Here is a 17143-nt window from a genome sequence, read left to right as displayed (position 1 = left end):
CTGCCGCTCAGGGGTGCGTCAGCTGCCCCGTGCCGCCCCGCCGGCCTATCCGCCCCCGGCCCCGCTCGGCGGCCCGCGCCTGCCGCCTCGCTCGGCGACGCTCGCGGCGCATGGCTCGCGCGGTGCTGCTCGGCGCAGACACGACACCGTGCCGCTGGTTCCACACCTGCCGGGTCACCCACACGTCCAGCACGCCCCAGGTGGCCACCACCGTGCCCGCCACACTGCCGAGCACCATCGGGAACGCCAGCCAGGACTCCGCCAGCGTGCACAGGAAGGCCACCATCGCCAGTATCAGCGTCACGGCGACCACCAGCACCGCGCGCACGGCCGCCGTACGCACCGGATCCGGCAACCGGCGGCGCCGCGCGGGCTCCTCGCTCCACAACGGCCGGTACCCCGGCTGCCGCTCGCCCGCCCGAGAGTCCGGCCCGGTCGCCGCAGCGTCGCGATCCGGCACCTGCGCGCGCACCGGTGCGGTCTCCTCCGTCACCCCGGCCTGGCCGTCGTCCGCGGGCGCCCCGCGCCGCTCCGCCGTGCCCATCAACATGTCACTCCCCACCGCCGGCAGACCGCTCGTCCGTGTCCGAGGACACGTCTCCCCTCTGACTGCCCGGCTTGCACTGCTTTACGCCGCCCAGGGGCGGGATGCGGCTCCTGTGGCCGATTCCGCCTCCGTTTCCCGTAGTGAAGGACGAACGGCCGGTCCCCAAGATTCCCGAAAATCCCGCGCAGTCGAATAATTTCGGCCAATCCGCCCGTCAGGTCGTCGTGACCGCCTCGCGCCCGTCCGCCGATCCCGGGAGGCAATCTCCCGCAATGACCGGACAACTGACCATCACCTGCCGCGGGTGCGGAAGTTCGGCCTCCGGACGGGTCTTCGAGTTACCTGTGCGTCAGTAGTAGGCTCGCGCCGTTTGTTGACGCACATGAGTACCCCCACTGGTGGGGGTCGAGCTGGGGGAGGCCATGCGCTTTCGCGGGAAGTCGATCCGCCGGAAGATCGTGGCGCTGCTCCTCGTGCCGCTGGTGTCCCTGACCGCGATCTGGGCCTTCGCCACGGTCCTGACGGGCCGGGAGGCGGCACGGCTGTTCAGCGTCTCCGCCGTCGTCGAGGAGATCGGCTACCCGGTCGAGGACACCGTCCGTGTCCTCCAGCAGGAACGCCGCCAGACCCTCGTCCACCTCGCCGACCCCCGCGCCTCCGACGGGCTGGCCGCACTGGAGCGCAGCCGCAGGGCCACCGACGAGGCCGTCGCGGAGATCCGTCGCAACGCCGCCGACGCCGGTGTACGGGACGACCTCGGTCAGGCCGGGGACGAACGGCTCACCGCGGTACTGGACGCCTTCGACGGCATCGGTTCCCTGCGCCGCAGCGTCGAGGACGGCACCGTGGACCGTGCCCAGGCCCTCGGCCTCTACAACCGCCTGGTCGACCCCTGTCACGACCTGCTCGCCAACCTCAACGTCGTCGACGACGTGGGCCTCGACAAGCAGTACCGCGCGCTCGTCAACGTCTCCCGCGCCCGCGAGCTGCTCTCCCGTGAGGACGCCCTCCTCGGCTCCGCCCTGGTCACCGGACGGCTCAGCCGCACGGAGGTACGGGAGGTCTCCGACCTCGTCGCGCAGCGCACCGTGATGTACGACATCAACCTGCCGCTGCTGCCCGCCACCGAACGCGGCCGCTACCAGCGCTTCTGGAAGAACGCCTCCTCCGCCCCCCTCCGGGTCGCCGAGCAGGCCGCCGTCTCCTCCGACACCGGCACTCCGCGCGGAGTCACCGCCAAGAGCTGGGACACCGCCGCCGGGAGCGTCCTGAAGGAACTCGGCGACCTCGACGACAACGCCGCCGACCGCTACCAGGACCGCGTCGACCCGGTCGCCACCAGCACCATCGCCAAGGCCGTCGTCGCCGGAGCGCTCGGCCTGATCGCCCTGCTGTACTCCCTCTTCCTGTCCGTCCGCGTCGGCCGCTCCCTCATCCGCGACCTCAAGCAGCTGCGCCTGGAGGCCCACGAGGCCTCCGGTGTCCGCCTGCCCAGCGTGATGCGCCGCCTGTCGGCGGGCGAGGAGGTCGACGTCGAGACCGAGGTACCGCGCCTCGAGTACGACAGGAACGAGATGGGCGAGGTCGGCCAGGCCCTCAACACCCTTCAGCGGGCCGCCGTGGAAGCCGCCGTCAAGCAGGCCGAACTGCGCGCGGGCGTCTCCGAGGTCTTCGTCAACCTCGCCCGCCGCAGCCAGGTCCTCCTGCACAAGCAGCTGACCCTGCTCGACACCATGGAACGCCGGACCGAGGACACCGAGGAACTCGCCGACCTGTTCCGTCTGGACCACCTGACCACCCGCATGCGCCGGCACGCCGAGGGCCTGGTCATCCTCTCCGGCGCCGCACCCTCCCGGCAGTGGCGCAAGCCCGTCCAGCTGATGGACGTGGTGCGGGCCGCCGTCGCCGAGGTCGAGGACTACGAGCGCATCGAGGTCCGCAGGCTGCCGCGCGTCGCCGTCACCGGACCGGCGGTCGCCGACCTCACCCACCTGGTGGCCGAACTCCTGGAGAACGCCACGGTGTTCTCGCCGCCGCACACCGCGGTGCAGGTGCTGGGCGAGCGCGTTGCCAACGGATTCACCCTGGAGATCCACGACCGGGGTCTCGGCATGGCCGCCGACGCCCTCCTCGACGCCAATCTCCGGCTGGCCGAGACACCCGAGTTCGAGCTGTCCGACACCGACCGGCTCGGCCTGTTCGTCGTCAGCCGGCTCGCCCAGCGGCAGAACGTCCGGGTCTCCCTCCAGCCGTCCCCCTACGGCGGCACCACCGCGGTCGTCTTCGTCCCCGACGCGCTGCTCACCGACGACGCCCCGGACACCAACGGTGTCGGCTTCCGCCTCGACCGTCCCCAGCACGTCAAGGGCAAGGAGCGGGAGGAGGGCCGCCGTTCCGCCCTCTCCCACGTGCCCGCACGGCTCCCGGAGCGTCCGGCCGCGCTGCTGGACGGCCCCGTCGAACTGGAGGCGCCCGTGGACCTGGACGCCCTCGACGACCTCCCGGGCGCCCTCGACGACCAGGACAGCGAACGCGGCGGCCTGTTCCGCCCGCGCCGCTCCCTGGTCGCGGCCGACGACGACCAGGTGGGCCGCCGCACCGGACCGCGACGCCCCGAGTCCCGTCACGGTGACGAGGCGACGGCCGAGGACGGACCCGAGACGAACGCACCGGTGGCGCTGCCCCGCCGCCGCACTCCCAAGCTGGTCAGCTCGCACGGGCGCCCCGTCACCGAACGCGGCGCCCGGAACGGCGCCGACGAGCCGCCCGCGGCCGGCCCGGACCGGGCGGAGCCCCCGGCCGCGTCGCGCACCCGAGCGGACGAGCTGCCCGCTCTGCCCGCCCGCCGACGCGGAGATCGCGCCACCGACCGCACGACCGACCCCACCGAGGGCCCCACCACCGGACGCGGTGGCGGCGTGCCCACCGCGCGCGAGGACGCTGCGCCCCCGAGCGCCGACGCGGGGGCACTGCCCCGACGCGTCCGGCAGGCCAGTCTGGCCCCCCAGCTCAGGCAGAGCCCCGAACCGGCCGCCGAAGACCGCTCCGACCCCGCCGACCGTGACGCCGACGAGGTACGCAGCCGCATGGCCTCGCTCCAGCGCGGCTGGCAGCGCGGCCGCAAGGAGAACGCCACGGGTGACGACCCACCCGGTGGCACAGCACCATCAGCACCACGAGGAACGACAAAGGGGGACGGTCGATGACCGCACCGAAGGCGACCGGCCACACCGCGACCAAGTCCGGCGAGCTGAACTGGCTCCTCGACGACCTGGTGGACCGTGTCGCGAGCATCCGCAAGGCCGTCGTTCTGTCCGGCGACGGCCTGGCCACGGGCGTGTCCAAGGACCTGACCAGGGAGGACAGCGAGCACCTGGCCGCCGTGGCGTCCGGATTCCACAGCCTCGCCAAGGGCGTGGGCCGGCACTTCGAGGCGGGCAGCGTCCGGCAGACCGTCGTCGAACTCGACGAAGCCTTCCTCTTCGTCACCGCCGCCGGCGACGGGAGCTGTCTGGCCGTCCTGTCCGACGCCGACTCGGACGTCGGCCAGGTCGCCTACGAGATGACCCTGCTCGTCAAGCGGGTCGGCGTGCACCTGGGCACCGCGCCGCGCACCGATCTGCCCTCGGGCGGGTAAGTGGGATGACATGAGCGCAGACGGTCAGGGAAGAAACCACTGGTTCGACGACGAGGCCGGCCCCGTCGTCCGTCCGTACGCCATGACGCGCGGCCGCACCAGCAGCGCGGCCCAGCACCGCCTCGACCTGATCGCGGTGGTCGTCACGGAACCGCACGCGGACGATCCGGAGGCGGACGTCACCCTCTCCCCGGAGCACGTGGACATCGTCGGCCTGTGCCGCGAGGCCCCGCAGTCGGTCGCCGAACTCGCCGCCGGACTCGACCTCCCCATCGGAGTCGTGCGGGTCCTGGTCGGCGACCTCGTGGACATCGAACTCGTTCACGTCAACCGGCCCGTGCCCCCGGCCGAACTGCCGGACGAGAACATTCTGCGCGACGTGATCAACGGGTTGAGGGCACTGTGAGCCGGCCCCCGGGCCCGTCGGGCGGCGGCAGGTTAAGGAGAAGAGACCGATGATCTTCGGGCGTTCCCAGCGCGGCAAGCCGCCGGTCGAGCCCGTCACGCTCAAGATCCTGGTGGCCGGCGGGTTCGGCGTGGGCAAGACCACCCTCGTCGGCGCGGTCAGCGAGATCAGGCCGCTGCGCACCGAGGAGTTGCTCACCGAGGCCGGGCGGCCCGTCGACGACGTCAGCGGGGTGGAGGGCAAGCACACCACCACGGTCGCCATGGACTTCGGGCGGATCACCCTGCGCGAGGACCTGGTGCTGTACCTCTTCGGCACGCCCGGCCAGGAGCGGTTCTGGTTCATGTGGGACGAGCTGTCCGAGGGCGCACTGGGTGCCGTCGTGCTGGCCGACACCCGGCGCCTGGAGGACTGTTTCGCCGCCATCGACTACTTCGAGCGGCGCTCCATCCCGTTCGTGGTCGGCGTCAACTGCTTCGAGGGATCGGCGCGCTACCCGGGCGAGACCGTCCGCCAGGCCCTCGACCTCGACGAGGACGTGCCCCTGGTGATGTGCGACGCCCGGGACCGGGAGTCCGTCAAGGAGGTCCTCATCGGCGTCGTCCAGCACGCGATGGCCCAGGCGTCGGACCGCCGCCGGGCCGTCCCGACCTGAGGGCCCCGCGGGCCGTGCCGGCCTGAGGGCCCCGCCGACTGTCCCGACGTGAGGGCCCCGCCGACTGTCCCGACGTGAGGGCCCGCCGGGCGTTCCGACCTGAGGTCGTCGCCGTACGTCGTCGCCGTACGTCGTCGCCGTACGTCTCCCTCGTCCGTGCGGCCGGCCCTCCTCCGTCGCCCCGCGTTCCACCGCCCCGCGTCGGTCCGGTGCTCCCGGTCGTGCACCGGCGTCTCCACGTCGGTCGTGGCGAGCCGACCGGCGCTCAGCCCGCCGGGGCCGTCGTCCGGTCCGTACCGCGCCGGATTTCGTGGCCCGGCGCGTCCGCCCTGCCCAGTACCCAACTCGCTCCGCCCAACGCCTTCGCGGCCTGCTTCAGGGGCGCCAGGCGGGCCGCCGCCCGCCGGTGGTCCGGCACGCTGCCCGGCGGGCACAGGACCGTCGCCAGGGACAGCGTGACGGGCCGCCCGCCGGCCGACCACGACACGTCCAGCACGGAGGCAGCCAGCGGATCCAGCACCTCCGGGTCGCAGAGCACCAGGAAGTCGTCACCGCCGATGTGCCCCACGCGGGTCTCCCCGCCGGCCGTCCGCAGCAGCGTCCGTCCGACGGACCGGATCAGCTCGTCGCCCGCGGCGAACCCGGCCCCGTCGTTGACCTGCTTGAAGTGGTCCACGTCGAGCCAGCTCAGCGCGAACGCCCGCCCGGCCGCGATCCGCCGGTCCACCTCGTCCGTGATCGCCTGCGAACCGGGCAGTCGCGTCAGCGGATTGAGCCCCGCCGCCTCCTCCACCCGGCTCTCCGCCAGCGCCCGCACCAGGTCCGAGAGCCGAACGACGCCGACACACCGCCCGCGCGCGTCCACCACGGCCACGTCGTCCGACGTACGGCTCGGACCACCGACCGCGACGACGTCCAGCACCTCCCACGCCGTCGCGTCGACGCCCACCGTCCGCGGTGGGTCGCCGAGCTTCGCGGCGGGCCGGTCGGCATACAGGGCATGCCCGTAGCGCCCCGACATCGACAGCAGGAAGCGGGAGCGGTGCACCGAGCGCACCGGAATCCCGTCCCGGTCCACGAGCAGCACCCCGGACACCTCCGGCGAGCAGGTCAGCAGCGCCCGCACCCGCCCGGCCGAGGCCGTCGCCGGCAACAGCGCGGCCGGGCGCACGAACTGCCGTACCGACGGCCCCGGCCGAGGCGCCGGCACGAGGCCGGGGGAGCCGGGCGGAACGTACACGTCCGCCGCGGGCAGCCGTGCGGGCGGCGCGAACAGCTCGCCCTGCGCCAACTGCGCCCCCGCCGACCGCGCGACGGCGCACTGCGCCTCCGTCTCCACGCCCTCGACGGCCAGCAGCGCCCCCGACTCGTCGCACAGCACCCGCATCGCCCGCACGGCCGCCGGCCGCGCCAGCAGCGACGCGTCGAGCTTCACCAGCTCCGGCGCCAGGTCCGCCAGCAGCCGCAACGGAGCGTCCCCGTCACCGACCCCGTCCGCCGAGATCCGGAACCCCTGCCCCCGCAACCCGCCCACCGCGTCGAGGAGAGCCCGCCGCGGCACATGCGTGTACGGCGGGCACACGTCCAGCGTCACCTCCCACGGCAGCCGCCCCGCCTCGCGCACGGCGTCGTGCAGGGGCTGGAGACCACCGAGATCGGCGAGTGTGCCCGCGAACACGTTGACGTGCAGCGGCAGCAGCGTCTCCCGGCGCACCGCCGCACGCAGCGCCGACACCGCCAGCAGGGCGTCGACTTCGGGATCGCGCCGTGCCTCGGCGAGCACGTCGCCGCTCTCCGGCCGGGCCAGTATCTCCAGCGCCGCGACCCCGCCGGTCATCAGGTTGACCACCGGTTGGAAGGCGAAGCGGAGACTGTCCGTCCAGGAGCGCACGGGAGCAGGATGGCGCGGCAGGCCCCCAACCGGGCCCGGTTCACGCGACGTTCACGCAGGATTCCGGTGCGCTCACGCAGGGTGTGTCCGGCGAGTCGCGGTGCCGCCCACTTCCCTCCCGGAGCCCCGGCCTGATAAATGCAGGGGACATGACACGACTCTCCGCCGCCCTCCGCGGTCTGGCCACCACCTTCGCCGCCCTGCTCGCCGTCACCGCCGTCCCCGCCGCGTCCGCCCCCGCCACCGCGCAGGCACGGCACGAGCCGAGGGCCCCCGAGGACTTCGTGGCCCTGCGCGGCGTCGACCCGACGATCATCGAGGAGATGCGCTACGCCACCGCGCACAACTTCGTCGGGGAGCGCGTCGACGGCTACCGGCAGCCCCTGTGCATCCTCACCCGCCCCGCGGCCGAAGCCCTCCACCTCGCCCAGACCCGCCTGCTGCGGCAGGGCTACTCCCTCAAGGTGTACGACTGCTACCGGCCCCAGCGCGCCGTCGACCACTTCGTGCGCTGGGCCGAAGACCTCGACGACCAGGACATGAAGGCCGAGTTCTACCCGGACGTCGACAAGACCCGCCTCTTCGCCGACGGCTACATCGCCGAGAAATCCGGCCACAGCCGCGGCTCCACCGTGGACCTCACCCTCGTACGGCTCCCGGCCAGGCCCACCCGCCCGTACCACCCCGGACAGCCCCTGGTGCCCTGCTTCGCCCCGAAGGGCGAGCGCTTCCCCGACAACTCCGTCGACATGGGCACCGGCTACGACTGCTTCGACACCCGCTCGCACACCCTCGACCCCCGCATCGAGGGCGTCCAGCGTGCCAACCGGCTGCTGCTCAAGGACACCCTGGAGGACGTCGGCCTGGTGAACCTCCCCGAGGAATGGTGGCACTTCACCTACAAGCCCGAGCCCCACCCGGACACCTACTTCGACTTCCCGGTCTCCGCGAAGTCGCTCTCCGGCCGCCGCTGACCGGCCTGCCGGAGCCGTCTCCTCCGTAATCGGATACAGTCCGCCGCGTGTCCGAAACTCAAACCTCCGTTCCCAACTCCGCGGCCGACTCCCACTGTTCGAGCTGCGGATCGCCCTACGGAGAGGGCGTCTCCGGCTGGCCCCGCACCTGTCCCGGGTGCGGCACCGTGGCCTACCGCAACCCGCTGCCGGTCGCGGTGGCCCTCCAGCCCGTGTACGACACGCAGGGCACCGCCCTGGTCGTCATCACCCGCACCGTGACCCCCGCGCGCGGGGGCGTCGCCCTGCCCGGCGGCTACGTCGACGACCGCGAGGACTGGCGGCAGGCCGTCGTCCGCGAGCTCAAGGAGGAGACCGGCATCGACGCCGCGAGCCGCGACGTACGGCTCGCCGACGCCATGAGCTCGCCCGACGGCCACCTGCTGCTCTTCGGGCTGCTGCCCGAGCGGACGGCCGAGGGCCTGCCGCCCTCGGCCGCCACGGACGAGACCGAGGGATGGCACCTTTTGCGCAGGTCGGAAGAGCTCGCCTTCCCGCTCCACACCAGGGCCGTACGCGCCTTCTTCGAGGGCCGCTACATCTGAGCCGGGCGCTGAGCGAGCCCCCGGACGCGGACCGGGCAGGACGGCTCGCTCAGACCGTCCTCGCCCTCCCGCTCCACGACGACCCGCCGACCCTCCCGGCGGGACACATACCGTTCGATCTCCGGTTCCACCCAGCCGTCGCCCGCGTCCGGCACGACCAGCCCACCGCCGGTCCGCCCCCGCGCGGGCGCCCACACCTCGAGCTCCGGCCCACCGTCCGCTCCCCGCACCGGAATCACCGCTCCCGCGCGCGCGAACACCGGAATCCGCGCCGAAGGCGCGTCGACCAGCACCTGCGCCGGTCCTTCGTACGCCCGCTCCGTCACCACGTCGTACCAGCGGCCCCGCGGCAACCGCACCGCACGCCGGTCCGCCCCGGCACCGAGCACCGGGGCCACCAGCAGACAGTCGCCCAGCAGAAACGCGTCCTCGCAGTCCCGCAACGCCCGGTCCTCCGGCGCCGACCACCACAGGGGACGCACACAAGGAGCACCCGTACGCCGGGCCAGGTGCGCGAGCGTCACGAAGTACGGCAGCAGCCGCCGCCGCTCGAGAAGCGCCACGCGCGCGTGCTCCAGCACCTCGGCCCCGAACTCCCACGGCTCCCGGCGCCCCGCCCGCGGCCCGGCGTGGGTGCGGAACAGCGGGAGGTAGGCGGCCAGCTGCAACCACCGCAGATACAGCTCCGGGGACGGATCGCCCTCAAAAACGCCCACATCCGGCCCCGAGAACGGCACCCCGCACAGCCCGAGCCCCAGCACCCGCGCCAGCGACGCCCGCAACCCCGGCCACCCCGTGGCCGCGGCCCCGTACCAGGCGCCGCCGTAGCGCTGCAGGCCGGCCCACCCGGAACGGGAGAGGACGAACGGCCGCTCGTCGGGCGCCAGCGCCCGCAGCCCCTCGTAACCGGCCCGCGCCATGCACAACGCGTAGACGTTGTGCGCCTCCCTGTGATCACCGCCCCGGCCCTCCAGCACATGCCGGGCCGACCGCGGCAGCGTCGACTCCCCGAACGCGGCGAACGAGGTGGGCTCGTCCAGGTCGTGCCAGAACCCGGCGAACCCCTGCCCGAGCCGCTCCTCGTAGAGCCCGCCCCACCACTCGCGCACGCGCGCGTGGGTGAAGTCCGGGAAGACCACCTCCCCCGGACGCCCCACACCCCGGACGGCCGTCCCAGCCTCATCCCGCACGAACACGTCCCCGCGCCCTCCGCCCTCGTACACGAGGTTGCCGGGCGCGGCCCGGACCGCCGGCTCCACGGCCGACACCAGCCGGACCCCCTCCCTGCGCAGTTCCTCGGCGAGTACGGGCAGTTTCGGGAACCGCTCCTCGTCGACGGTGAAAACCTGCCGTGCAGTGCCGTGTCCGACGCCCAGATGCACCGCGTCCAGGGGCAGATCCCGCTCCTGATGACCGGCCACGACCCCCCTCAGGTCCTGCTCGTCGCCGGAACCCCACAGCGCGTGATGATGGCCGAGGGCCCACGCCGGCGGCAGCGCGGGCGCCCCGGTCAGCGACGCCCAGGCCAGCAGCACGCGCGCGGGGGTGCCCACCGTCACCCAGCACCGCAGCGGACCGCCGTCCATCCGCAGCACACTCCGCCCCGGCCGGTCGTGCCCCGACCCCGCCCCCTCCTCACCCTCCCGCAACGCCACCGTGCCGTCCCACGTGTTGTCGTGGAAGACCAGGTGCGTCCCGGCGTCCGCCACCACCAGCTGCACCGGCATCGTGACGGACGACGCGGACGACGCGTCCTCGGCGGCGGCGAAGGGCAGGCCGGGACCGGTGTTCCACAGCCGGTAGGTGCCATCGCGCAGCCGGGGCCCCGCGGACCGCCCCCCGAGCCCGAAGAACCGGGCGTCGGCCGCCACCTCCGACCGCTGCGTCCAGCGCGCGGGACCGCCGCCGACCGGCTCCCACCAGCGGGGCGGCAGCTCACGCCGCAGCACCACACCCCCGGGCGTACGCACCTCGACCGCGCCGTGCCGGGACACGGCCACCGTGGCGCGCTCCGCCACCACCCGCCAACCGCCGTCCTTGTCCGGCTCCAGCACCGCCCGCGGATCCGGCTCCGGACAGCGGCCCGCCAACGCGTACGAAGGCTCGGGACCGGCCCCGTCCCACCCCCAGAACACGGCTCCGTTCACCGCCACAAGAACACGCAGCTCCGAGCGGCCGAACCGGAGGACACCGCCCCCGGGCCCCGGCTCCACCTCCCGCAGCGGACCCGGCACCCGCGCCCGCTCCGCACCCCGGGGCGGCAGCCCGGCCGCATCGGCACGCCGCCTGCGCCACGCCGCCCGTACCGTACGCAACCCCTGCGCCACCCCCACGGAACCGACCGTCTTCATCGAACGCACCAGGTCACGACCGTCCATGCTGCTCACCCTGCCATCGACCGCCGCGCCCGGAGGCGTCGTTCAACTGCCGTTCACCCGTGACCGGACCACATCTTCATGTCACCGACTATGTGGGGCGCGCCCTGGTGCGGAAGTCGATCACATGGCATCGTCCCTGTCAGCCGCGTCACGCGCACACCCCAGCCCGTGCGCGGAGGACGCACACGACGCGCACAGTCCGGGAGCCGCCCCATGTCGACCGAGAACCCACAGCCGCTCTGGCAGCCGGATGCGCAACGCATCGCCGAGGCACGCATCACCAGGTTCCAGGCCTGGGCGGCCGAGCACCACGGAGCCCCGGCCGAGGGCGGATACGCGGCCCTGCACCGCTGGTCCGTCGAGGAGCTGGGCACCTTCTGGAAAGCCGTCACGGAATGGTTCGACGTCCGCTTCTCCACCCCCTACGCGCGCGTGCTCGGCGACCGGACCATGCCCGGAGCCCAGTGGTTCCCCGGCGCCACGCTGAACTACGCCGAACACGCCCTGCGCGCGGCCGGTGCCCGCCCGGACGAACCCGCCCTCCATTACGTCGACGAGACCCACGAGCCGACCCCCGTCACCTGGGCCGAGCTGCGCCGCCAGGTCGGCTCCCTGGCCGCCGAACTGCGCGCTCTCGGCGTAGGCCCGGGCGACCGTGTCAGCGGCTACCTCCCCAACGTCCCGCAGGCCGTGGTCGCCCTCCTCGCCACGGCCGCCGTGGGCGGAGTCTGGACCTCCTGCGCCCCCGACTTCGGCGCCCGCAGCGTCCTGGACCGCTTCCAGCAGGTCGAACCCGTCGTCCTGTTCACCGTCGACGGCTACCGCTACGGCGGCAAGGAACACGACCGCCGCGACACCGTCGCCGAACTCCGCCGGGAACTGCCCACCCTCCGCGCGGTGATCCACATCCCGCTCCTCGGCACCGAGGCCCCCGACGGCGCGCTGGACTGGGAGACCCTGACCGCCGCGGACACGGAACCGGTCTTCGAGCAGGTGCCCTTCGACCACCCCCTGTGGGTGCTCTACTCCTCCGGCACCACCGGCCTGCCCAAGGCCATCGTCCAGTCCCAGGGCGGCATCCTCGTCGAGCACCTCAAACAACTCGGCCTGCACTGCGACCTCGGCCCCGGGGACCGCTTCTTCTGGTACACCTCGACCGGCTGGATGATGTGGAACTTCCTCGTCTCCGGCCTGCTCACCGGCACCACGATCGTCCTCTACGACGGCAGCCCCGGCTTCCCCGCCACCGACGCCCAGTGGCGCATCGCGGAACGCACCGGCGCCACCCTCTTCGGCACCTCCGCCGCCTACGTCATGGCCTGCCGCAAGGCCGACGTCCACCCGGCCCGCGACCTGGACCTCTCCGCGATCCAGTGCGTCGCCACCACCGGCTCCCCGCTCCCGCCCGACGGCTTCCGCTGGCTGCACGACGAGTTCGCCGCGAGCGGTGCCGACCTGTGGATCGCCTCCGTCAGCGGCGGCACCGACGTCTGCTCCTGCTTCGCGGGCGCCGTCCCCACCCTCCCGGTCCACATCGGCGAACTCCAGGCCCCCGGCCTCGGCACGGACCTCCAGTCCTGGGACCCGAGCGGCAACCCCCTCACCGACGAGGTCGGCGAACTGGTTGTCACCAACCCCATGCCCTCGATGCCGATCCGCTTCTGGAACGACCCCGACGGCAGCCGCTACCACGACAGCTACTTCGACACCTACCCCGGCGTCTGGCGGCACGGCGACTGGATCACCCTCACCTCGCGCGGCTCCGTCGTCATCCACGGCCGCTCCGACTCCACCCTCAACCGGCAGGGGGTGCGCATGGGCTCGGCCGACATCTACGAGGCCGTCGAGCGACTCCCCGAGATCAGGGAATCCCTCGTCATCGGCATCGAACAGCCCGACGGCGGCTACTGGATGCCCCTCTTCGTGCACCTGGCCCCCGGCGCCACCCTCGACGACGCCCTCCTGGACCGCATCAAGCAGACCATCCGCGCCAACCTGTCCCCGCGCCACGTCCCCGACGAGGTCATCGAGGTGCCCGGCATCCCGCACACCCTGACCGGCAAACGCATCGAGGTCCCGGTCAAGCGCCTCCTCCAGGGCACGCCGCTCGACAAGGCCGTCAACCCCGGCTCCATCGACAACCTCGACCTGCTCCACTTCTACGAGGACCTGGCCCGCAAACGCTCCTGACCAGCACGCCGACGAGCCGGCCGCCCCGCACGGCGGCCGGCTCCCCGCGCCCGCCCCACGCCGTTGTCAGTGCTGCCGATTACTGTGAGTGAGCATTGATCGACCGTGCACAGGGGGAAACATGGCGCACACCGACCAGACCGACCAGACCATGCGACGCGTTCTGCGCCGCGAGATCGCGGGCACCATCGGCCTGCTCACCGACGAACACGACTTCCGCGCCATGCGGCGCTACCGCAGCTTCACCTTCCACGACCACACCGCCTACCTCCGTCAGGTGGAATCCCTGCTCAGGACCCGCGCGGCCCAGGGCACCCACACCACGGTCGCGCTCTTCGACCCGGAGGAGTACGCGGACTTCTGCACGGCGGCGGGCCTCGACGCCGACGCCTCCGCCAGCCGCGCCCGGTTCACCGCAGAACTCGCCGCCCACGGTCCCACCGTGCCCTACGAGGGCCAGCCCCTCACCGACCTGCTTCCGGCCCTCGTCGACGAAGCCGTCCGCAAGGCCACCTGGGAGTACACGTCGACCCTCCTCGCCCGCCTCGGCGACTGCGCCACCTGCGGGGAGAACCTCGGCCGCGCCGCTTTCACCCGGGCCACCGGCCTCCTGCGCCGCGTCCTCGACACGGCACCACCGGGCAGCCGGCACCTGGTCTGCAGTGTCTCGGGCCAACCGGAGGAGACCCTCGTCTCCGTCCTCCTCATCGACGAGGAGACCGACGGCACCCCGCACATCGACGAGGCCGAGGCCCTGGAGTTCACCAGCGTCCTCGCGCTCGGCCTGGCGACGCACAGCCCCGGCGGACTCGTCATGCGGATCAGCGCCCCGGGCGGCCCCGACCGCATCCACGGCTGGCGCCTGCGGGGATACGGCCTCGAACCCCTCACCGCCGCCGAGGTCTTCGACGCCTACTGCACCGACATCGAGTCCGGCGACCTCATCTCCCCGGAATCCAACGTCGACTACTGTGCACCGCCCGACCTGGGAGACGACCGCCTCCCACCGGGACACCACCACTGAACGCGGGCGGGGCGCCCCACCCGAAGGTGGAACGCCCCGCACCACAGCCCGAGCGGCAGGCCGCCGCACCCGGCCCTACTCGCCGGACAGCACCGCCTGCGCGGCGTTCCGCGCCTCCTCGGCGCTCTCCGCCGCCCGGGCGGCGGCCGCGGCACGCTCGCACTGCGCCAGCGTGAACTTCGCCAGCGTCGCCCGCACGTACGGCAGCGACGCCGCACCCATGGACAGGGAGGTGACACCGAGACCGGTCAGCACACACGCCAGCAGCGGATCCGAAGCGGCCTCGCCGCAGACACCGCAGCTCTTGCCCTCTGCCTTCGCCGCCTCGGCCGACAGTGCGACCAGGTCGAGCAGCGCCGGCTGCCACGGGTCCTGCAGCCGCGACACCGCGCCCACCTGACGGTCGGCGGCGAAGGTGTACTGCGCGAGGTCGTTCGTCCCCAGCGACAGGAACTCCACCTCCTGCAGCACCGAGCGCGCCCGCAGCGCGGCCGACGGGATCTCCACCATCGCGCCGAACTTCGCCCGCAGCCCGGCCTCGCGGCAGGCGTCGGCGAACGCCTTGGCATCCGCCCGGTCCGCCACCATCGGTGCCATGACCTCGAGGTAGACCGGCAGCCCCTCGGCCGCCTTCGCCAGCGCCGTCAGCTGCGTCCGCAGCACGTCCGGGTGGTCGAGCAGTGTGCGCAGACCGCGCACGCCGAGCGCGGGGTTCGGCTCGTCACCCGGGGTGAGGAAGTCCAGCGGCTTGTCGGCGCCGGCGTCCAGCACCCGCACGACGACCCGGCCCTCCGGGAACGCTTCCAGCACCTGACGGTAGGCGGTGATCTGCTTCTCCTCCGACGGAGCGTTCTCGCTGTCGTCGAGGAAGAGGAACTCGGTCCGGAACAGGCCGACACCCTCCGCGCCGGCCTCGACCGCCGCGGGCACGTCGGCGGGACCACCGATGTTCGCCAGCAGCGGCACCTTGTGACCGTCCGAGGTCGCACCCGGACCCGTCGCGGCGGCCAGCGCCGCCTTGCGCTCGGCTGCCTCGGCCGCCAGCCGTGCCTTCTTCTCCTCGGCGGGATTCACGAAGATCTCACCGGTGCTTCCGTCCACTGCCACGACGGTGCCCTCGGGAATCTCGCCGGCGCCCGGCAGGGCCACCACGGCGGGCACACCGAGCGCCCGCGCGAGAATCGCGCTGTGGCTGGTCGGTCCGCCCTCCTCGGTGACGAAGCCAAGGACGAGCGTCGGGTCGAGCAACGCGGTGTCGGCAGGCGCCAGATCCCGCGCGATGAGGACGTACGGCTCGTCGCTGTCCGGAACGCCCGGCATCGGGACCCCGAGCAGACGGGCGACGATACGATTCCGCACGTCGTCGAGGTCCGCCACGCGGCCGGCCAGGTACTCGCCGGCACCGGCCAGCAGGGCCCGGTAGGCGGCGAAGGCGTCGTACACGGCGCGCTCGGCCGTGCTCCCGACGGTGATCCGCCGCTCGACGTCGGCCATCAGCTCGGGGTCCTGGGCCATCATGGCCTGCGCCTCGAGCACGGCCTGCGCCTCGCCCCCGGCCAGGTTGCCGCGCGCCATCAGATCGGCCGCCACAGCTTCCACCGCCTTGCGGGCGCGCCCCTGCTCGCGCTCCGCGTCCTCGGCCGGAATCTGCTTCGCCGGCGGCTCCAGAACCGCCGTCCCCATGTGCCGAACCTCGCCGATCGCCACACCGTGGCTCACACCGACGCCTCGCAGCGTTGTCTCCATCTCACCCGTCCCGTTAGTGCGGCGGGTCCCGCCGCCGCGGTGGTTGTCCTACCAGCAGTCGATGCCGCCGTGCGACGGCACGCACGTCACTTCCAGAGGAAGAGACTCTCGCCGGCCTTCACGTCGCCGTCCTCGCGGAGGTCAGTGAGCGCCTCGGCGGTGGCCTCCAGTGCCACGATCGGGCAGACCGGCGACTTGCCCGCGGCCTCGACCGCGGCCGGGTCCCAGCGCACCACGCCCTGACCCCGCACGACGGTGTCGCCCTTGTTCACGAGCAGTTCGAAGCCCTCGCCGTTGAGCTGCACGGTGTCGATGCCGAGATGGGTCAGCACACCGTGCCCGCTCTCGTCGACGACGACGAAGGCGTGGGGGTGCAGCGAGACGATGACGCCGTCGACCGGGGCGACTGCCTCGGAGGGCTCCCGAACGGGGTCGATGGCGGTGCCCGGGCCGACCATGGCCCCGGAGAAGACGGGATCGGGCACGGCGGCCAGTCCGATGGCGCGTCCTGCGAGCGGGGACGAGACGGTGGTCATGGGAAGCCTCCCAGGGCGGGGATCTGTACGCGCCGTCACTGTCTTGTCCCGGACGGCACACTGAGCAGCAGGGTATGTCATAGGAAGTACCGGTTCCGCATGAGTGTTCCGATTAGAGGTCTAGACCACACTCCTCACGGATTTGCACCCGTTCCGCGACCCCGTGTACAGTCGTTAGCCCTGCCTGGGGCTGAGCGATGCGTAGCAAGGTGTCCTCGCCTCGGCAGCATCCAACTCATCAGATCCTATCGCTGGATCATCTTCTGCATGCCCGCAGGACGGTGGTCAAGAGCATCGGGAAAGCCTGATAGTGTTGGAAACACCGAAGGGGAGCGCCCGGAGGAAAGCCCGAGAGAGTCTCTTGGGTGAGTACAAAGGAAGCGTCCGTTCCTTGAGAACTCAACAGCGTGCCAAAAGTCAACGCCAGATATGTTGATACCCCGACCTGATCGGATCTCCGTTCGGGTTGAGGTTCCTTTGAAGTAACACACAGCGAGGACGCTGTGAACGGTCGGATTATTCCTCCGACTGTTCCGCTCTCGTGGTGTCGGCCGGATAACCGGTAAACATTCACG

At 72.6% G+C, this 17143-nt stretch carries 13 protein-coding genes; 8 read left to right on the top strand and 5 right to left on the bottom strand.

The window, feature by feature from the left end:
• Positions 1 to 7: 7 nt before the first annotated feature.
• Positions 8 to 544 (bottom strand): hypothetical protein, encoded by a 537-nt coding sequence (locus tag ACFYZ3_RS04690; protein WP_388514838.1) that lies wholly within the window; start codon positions 542 to 544, stop codon positions 8 to 10.
• A 425-nt stretch (positions 545 to 969) separates the two neighbouring features.
• Between ACFYZ3_RS04690 and ACFYZ3_RS04685 the strand changes: the two genes are divergently transcribed.
• The 4 genes from ACFYZ3_RS04685 to ACFYZ3_RS04670 are packed head-to-tail and all read left to right on the top strand — an operon-like array spanning position 970 to position 5245.
• Complete coding sequence (locus ACFYZ3_RS04685) at positions 970 to 3753, top strand: nitrate- and nitrite sensing domain-containing protein (RefSeq protein ID WP_388513999.1); 2784 nt, start codon at positions 970 to 972, stop codon at positions 3751 to 3753.
• Complete coding sequence (locus ACFYZ3_RS04680; RefSeq protein WP_052837959.1) at positions 3750 to 4184, top strand: roadblock/LC7 domain-containing protein; 435 nt, start codon at positions 3750 to 3752, stop codon at positions 4182 to 4184. Before ACFYZ3_RS04685 ends, ACFYZ3_RS04680 begins: the two co-directional genes overlap by 4 nt.
• A gap of 10 nt (positions 4185 to 4194) precedes the next feature.
• Positions 4195 to 4590 (top strand): DUF742 domain-containing protein, encoded by a 396-nt coding sequence (locus ACFYZ3_RS04675; protein ID WP_361011105.1) that lies wholly within the window; start codon positions 4195 to 4197, stop codon positions 4588 to 4590.
• 49 nt (positions 4591 to 4639) lie between these two features.
• Positions 4640 to 5245 carry an ATP/GTP-binding protein gene (locus tag ACFYZ3_RS04670; RefSeq protein ID WP_388513998.1) on the top strand — a complete coding sequence of 202 codons (606 nt, stop codon included), beginning with the start codon at positions 4640 to 4642 and terminating at the stop codon, positions 5243 to 5245.
• Positions 5246 to 5510: 265 nt separating this feature from the next.
• Here the strand turns inward: ACFYZ3_RS04670 and ACFYZ3_RS04665 are convergent, their stop codons facing one another.
• Complete coding sequence (locus tag ACFYZ3_RS04665) at positions 5511 to 7136, bottom strand: GGDEF domain-containing protein (RefSeq protein ID WP_388513997.1); 1626 nt, start codon at positions 7134 to 7136, stop codon at positions 5511 to 5513.
• Positions 7137 to 7285: 149 nt separating this feature from the next.
• Between ACFYZ3_RS04665 and ACFYZ3_RS04660 the strand changes: the two genes are divergently transcribed.
• On the top strand, positions 7286 to 8110 hold the full coding sequence (locus ACFYZ3_RS04660; protein ID WP_388513996.1) for a M15 family metallopeptidase: 825 nt from the start codon (positions 7286 to 7288) through the stop codon (positions 8108 to 8110).
• 47 nt (positions 8111 to 8157) lie between these two features.
• Positions 8158 to 8694 carry an NUDIX domain-containing protein gene (locus ACFYZ3_RS04655; RefSeq protein ID WP_388513995.1) on the top strand — a complete coding sequence of 179 codons (537 nt, stop codon included), beginning with the start codon at positions 8158 to 8160 and terminating at the stop codon, positions 8692 to 8694.
• Here ACFYZ3_RS04655 and ACFYZ3_RS04650 read toward each other — a convergent pair.
• A complete protein-coding gene (locus ACFYZ3_RS04650; RefSeq protein ID WP_388513994.1) occupies positions 8685 to 11072 on the bottom strand; it encodes a glycoside hydrolase family 31 protein in 2388 nt (795 codons plus the stop codon). The two genes, ACFYZ3_RS04655 and ACFYZ3_RS04650, sit on opposite strands and share 10 nt — an antisense overlap.
• A gap of 213 nt (positions 11073 to 11285) precedes the next feature.
• On the opposite strand from ACFYZ3_RS04650, the gene ACFYZ3_RS04645 reads away from it, so the two are divergent.
• Positions 11286 to 13262 carry an acetoacetate--CoA ligase gene (locus ACFYZ3_RS04645; protein ID WP_388513993.1) on the top strand — a complete coding sequence of 659 codons (1977 nt, stop codon included), beginning with the start codon at positions 11286 to 11288 and terminating at the stop codon, positions 13260 to 13262.
• Positions 13263 to 13383: 121 nt separating this feature from the next.
• Positions 13384 to 14286, top strand: coding sequence for a hypothetical protein (locus ACFYZ3_RS04640; RefSeq protein WP_388513992.1), 903 nt, complete (start codon positions 13384 to 13386; stop codon positions 14284 to 14286).
• A gap of 75 nt (positions 14287 to 14361) precedes the next feature.
• Here ACFYZ3_RS04640 and ptsP read toward each other — a convergent pair whose 3' ends face one another.
• Both ptsP and ACFYZ3_RS04630 read right to left on the bottom strand, forming a co-directional pair.
• Entirely contained in the window at positions 14362 to 16032 is a 1671-nt protein-coding gene (gene ptsP / locus ACFYZ3_RS04635; RefSeq protein ID WP_388513991.1) for a phosphoenolpyruvate--protein phosphotransferase, read from the bottom strand.
• An 86-nt stretch (positions 16033 to 16118) separates the two neighbouring features.
• Positions 16119 to 16568, bottom strand: a complete 450-nt coding sequence (locus ACFYZ3_RS04630; RefSeq protein ID WP_104635706.1) for a PTS glucose transporter subunit IIA — start codon at positions 16566 to 16568, stop codon at positions 16119 to 16121.
• Positions 16569 to 17143: the final 575 nt, after the last annotated feature.

The organism is Streptomyces sp. NPDC001599 (assembly GCF_042893535.1).
GTDB lineage: Bacteria > Actinomycetota > Actinomycetes > Streptomycetales > Streptomycetaceae > Streptomyces.
The sequence above is the reverse complement of the archived record's forward strand: the minus strand, read 5'-3'. Positions and strand labels throughout refer to the sequence as shown.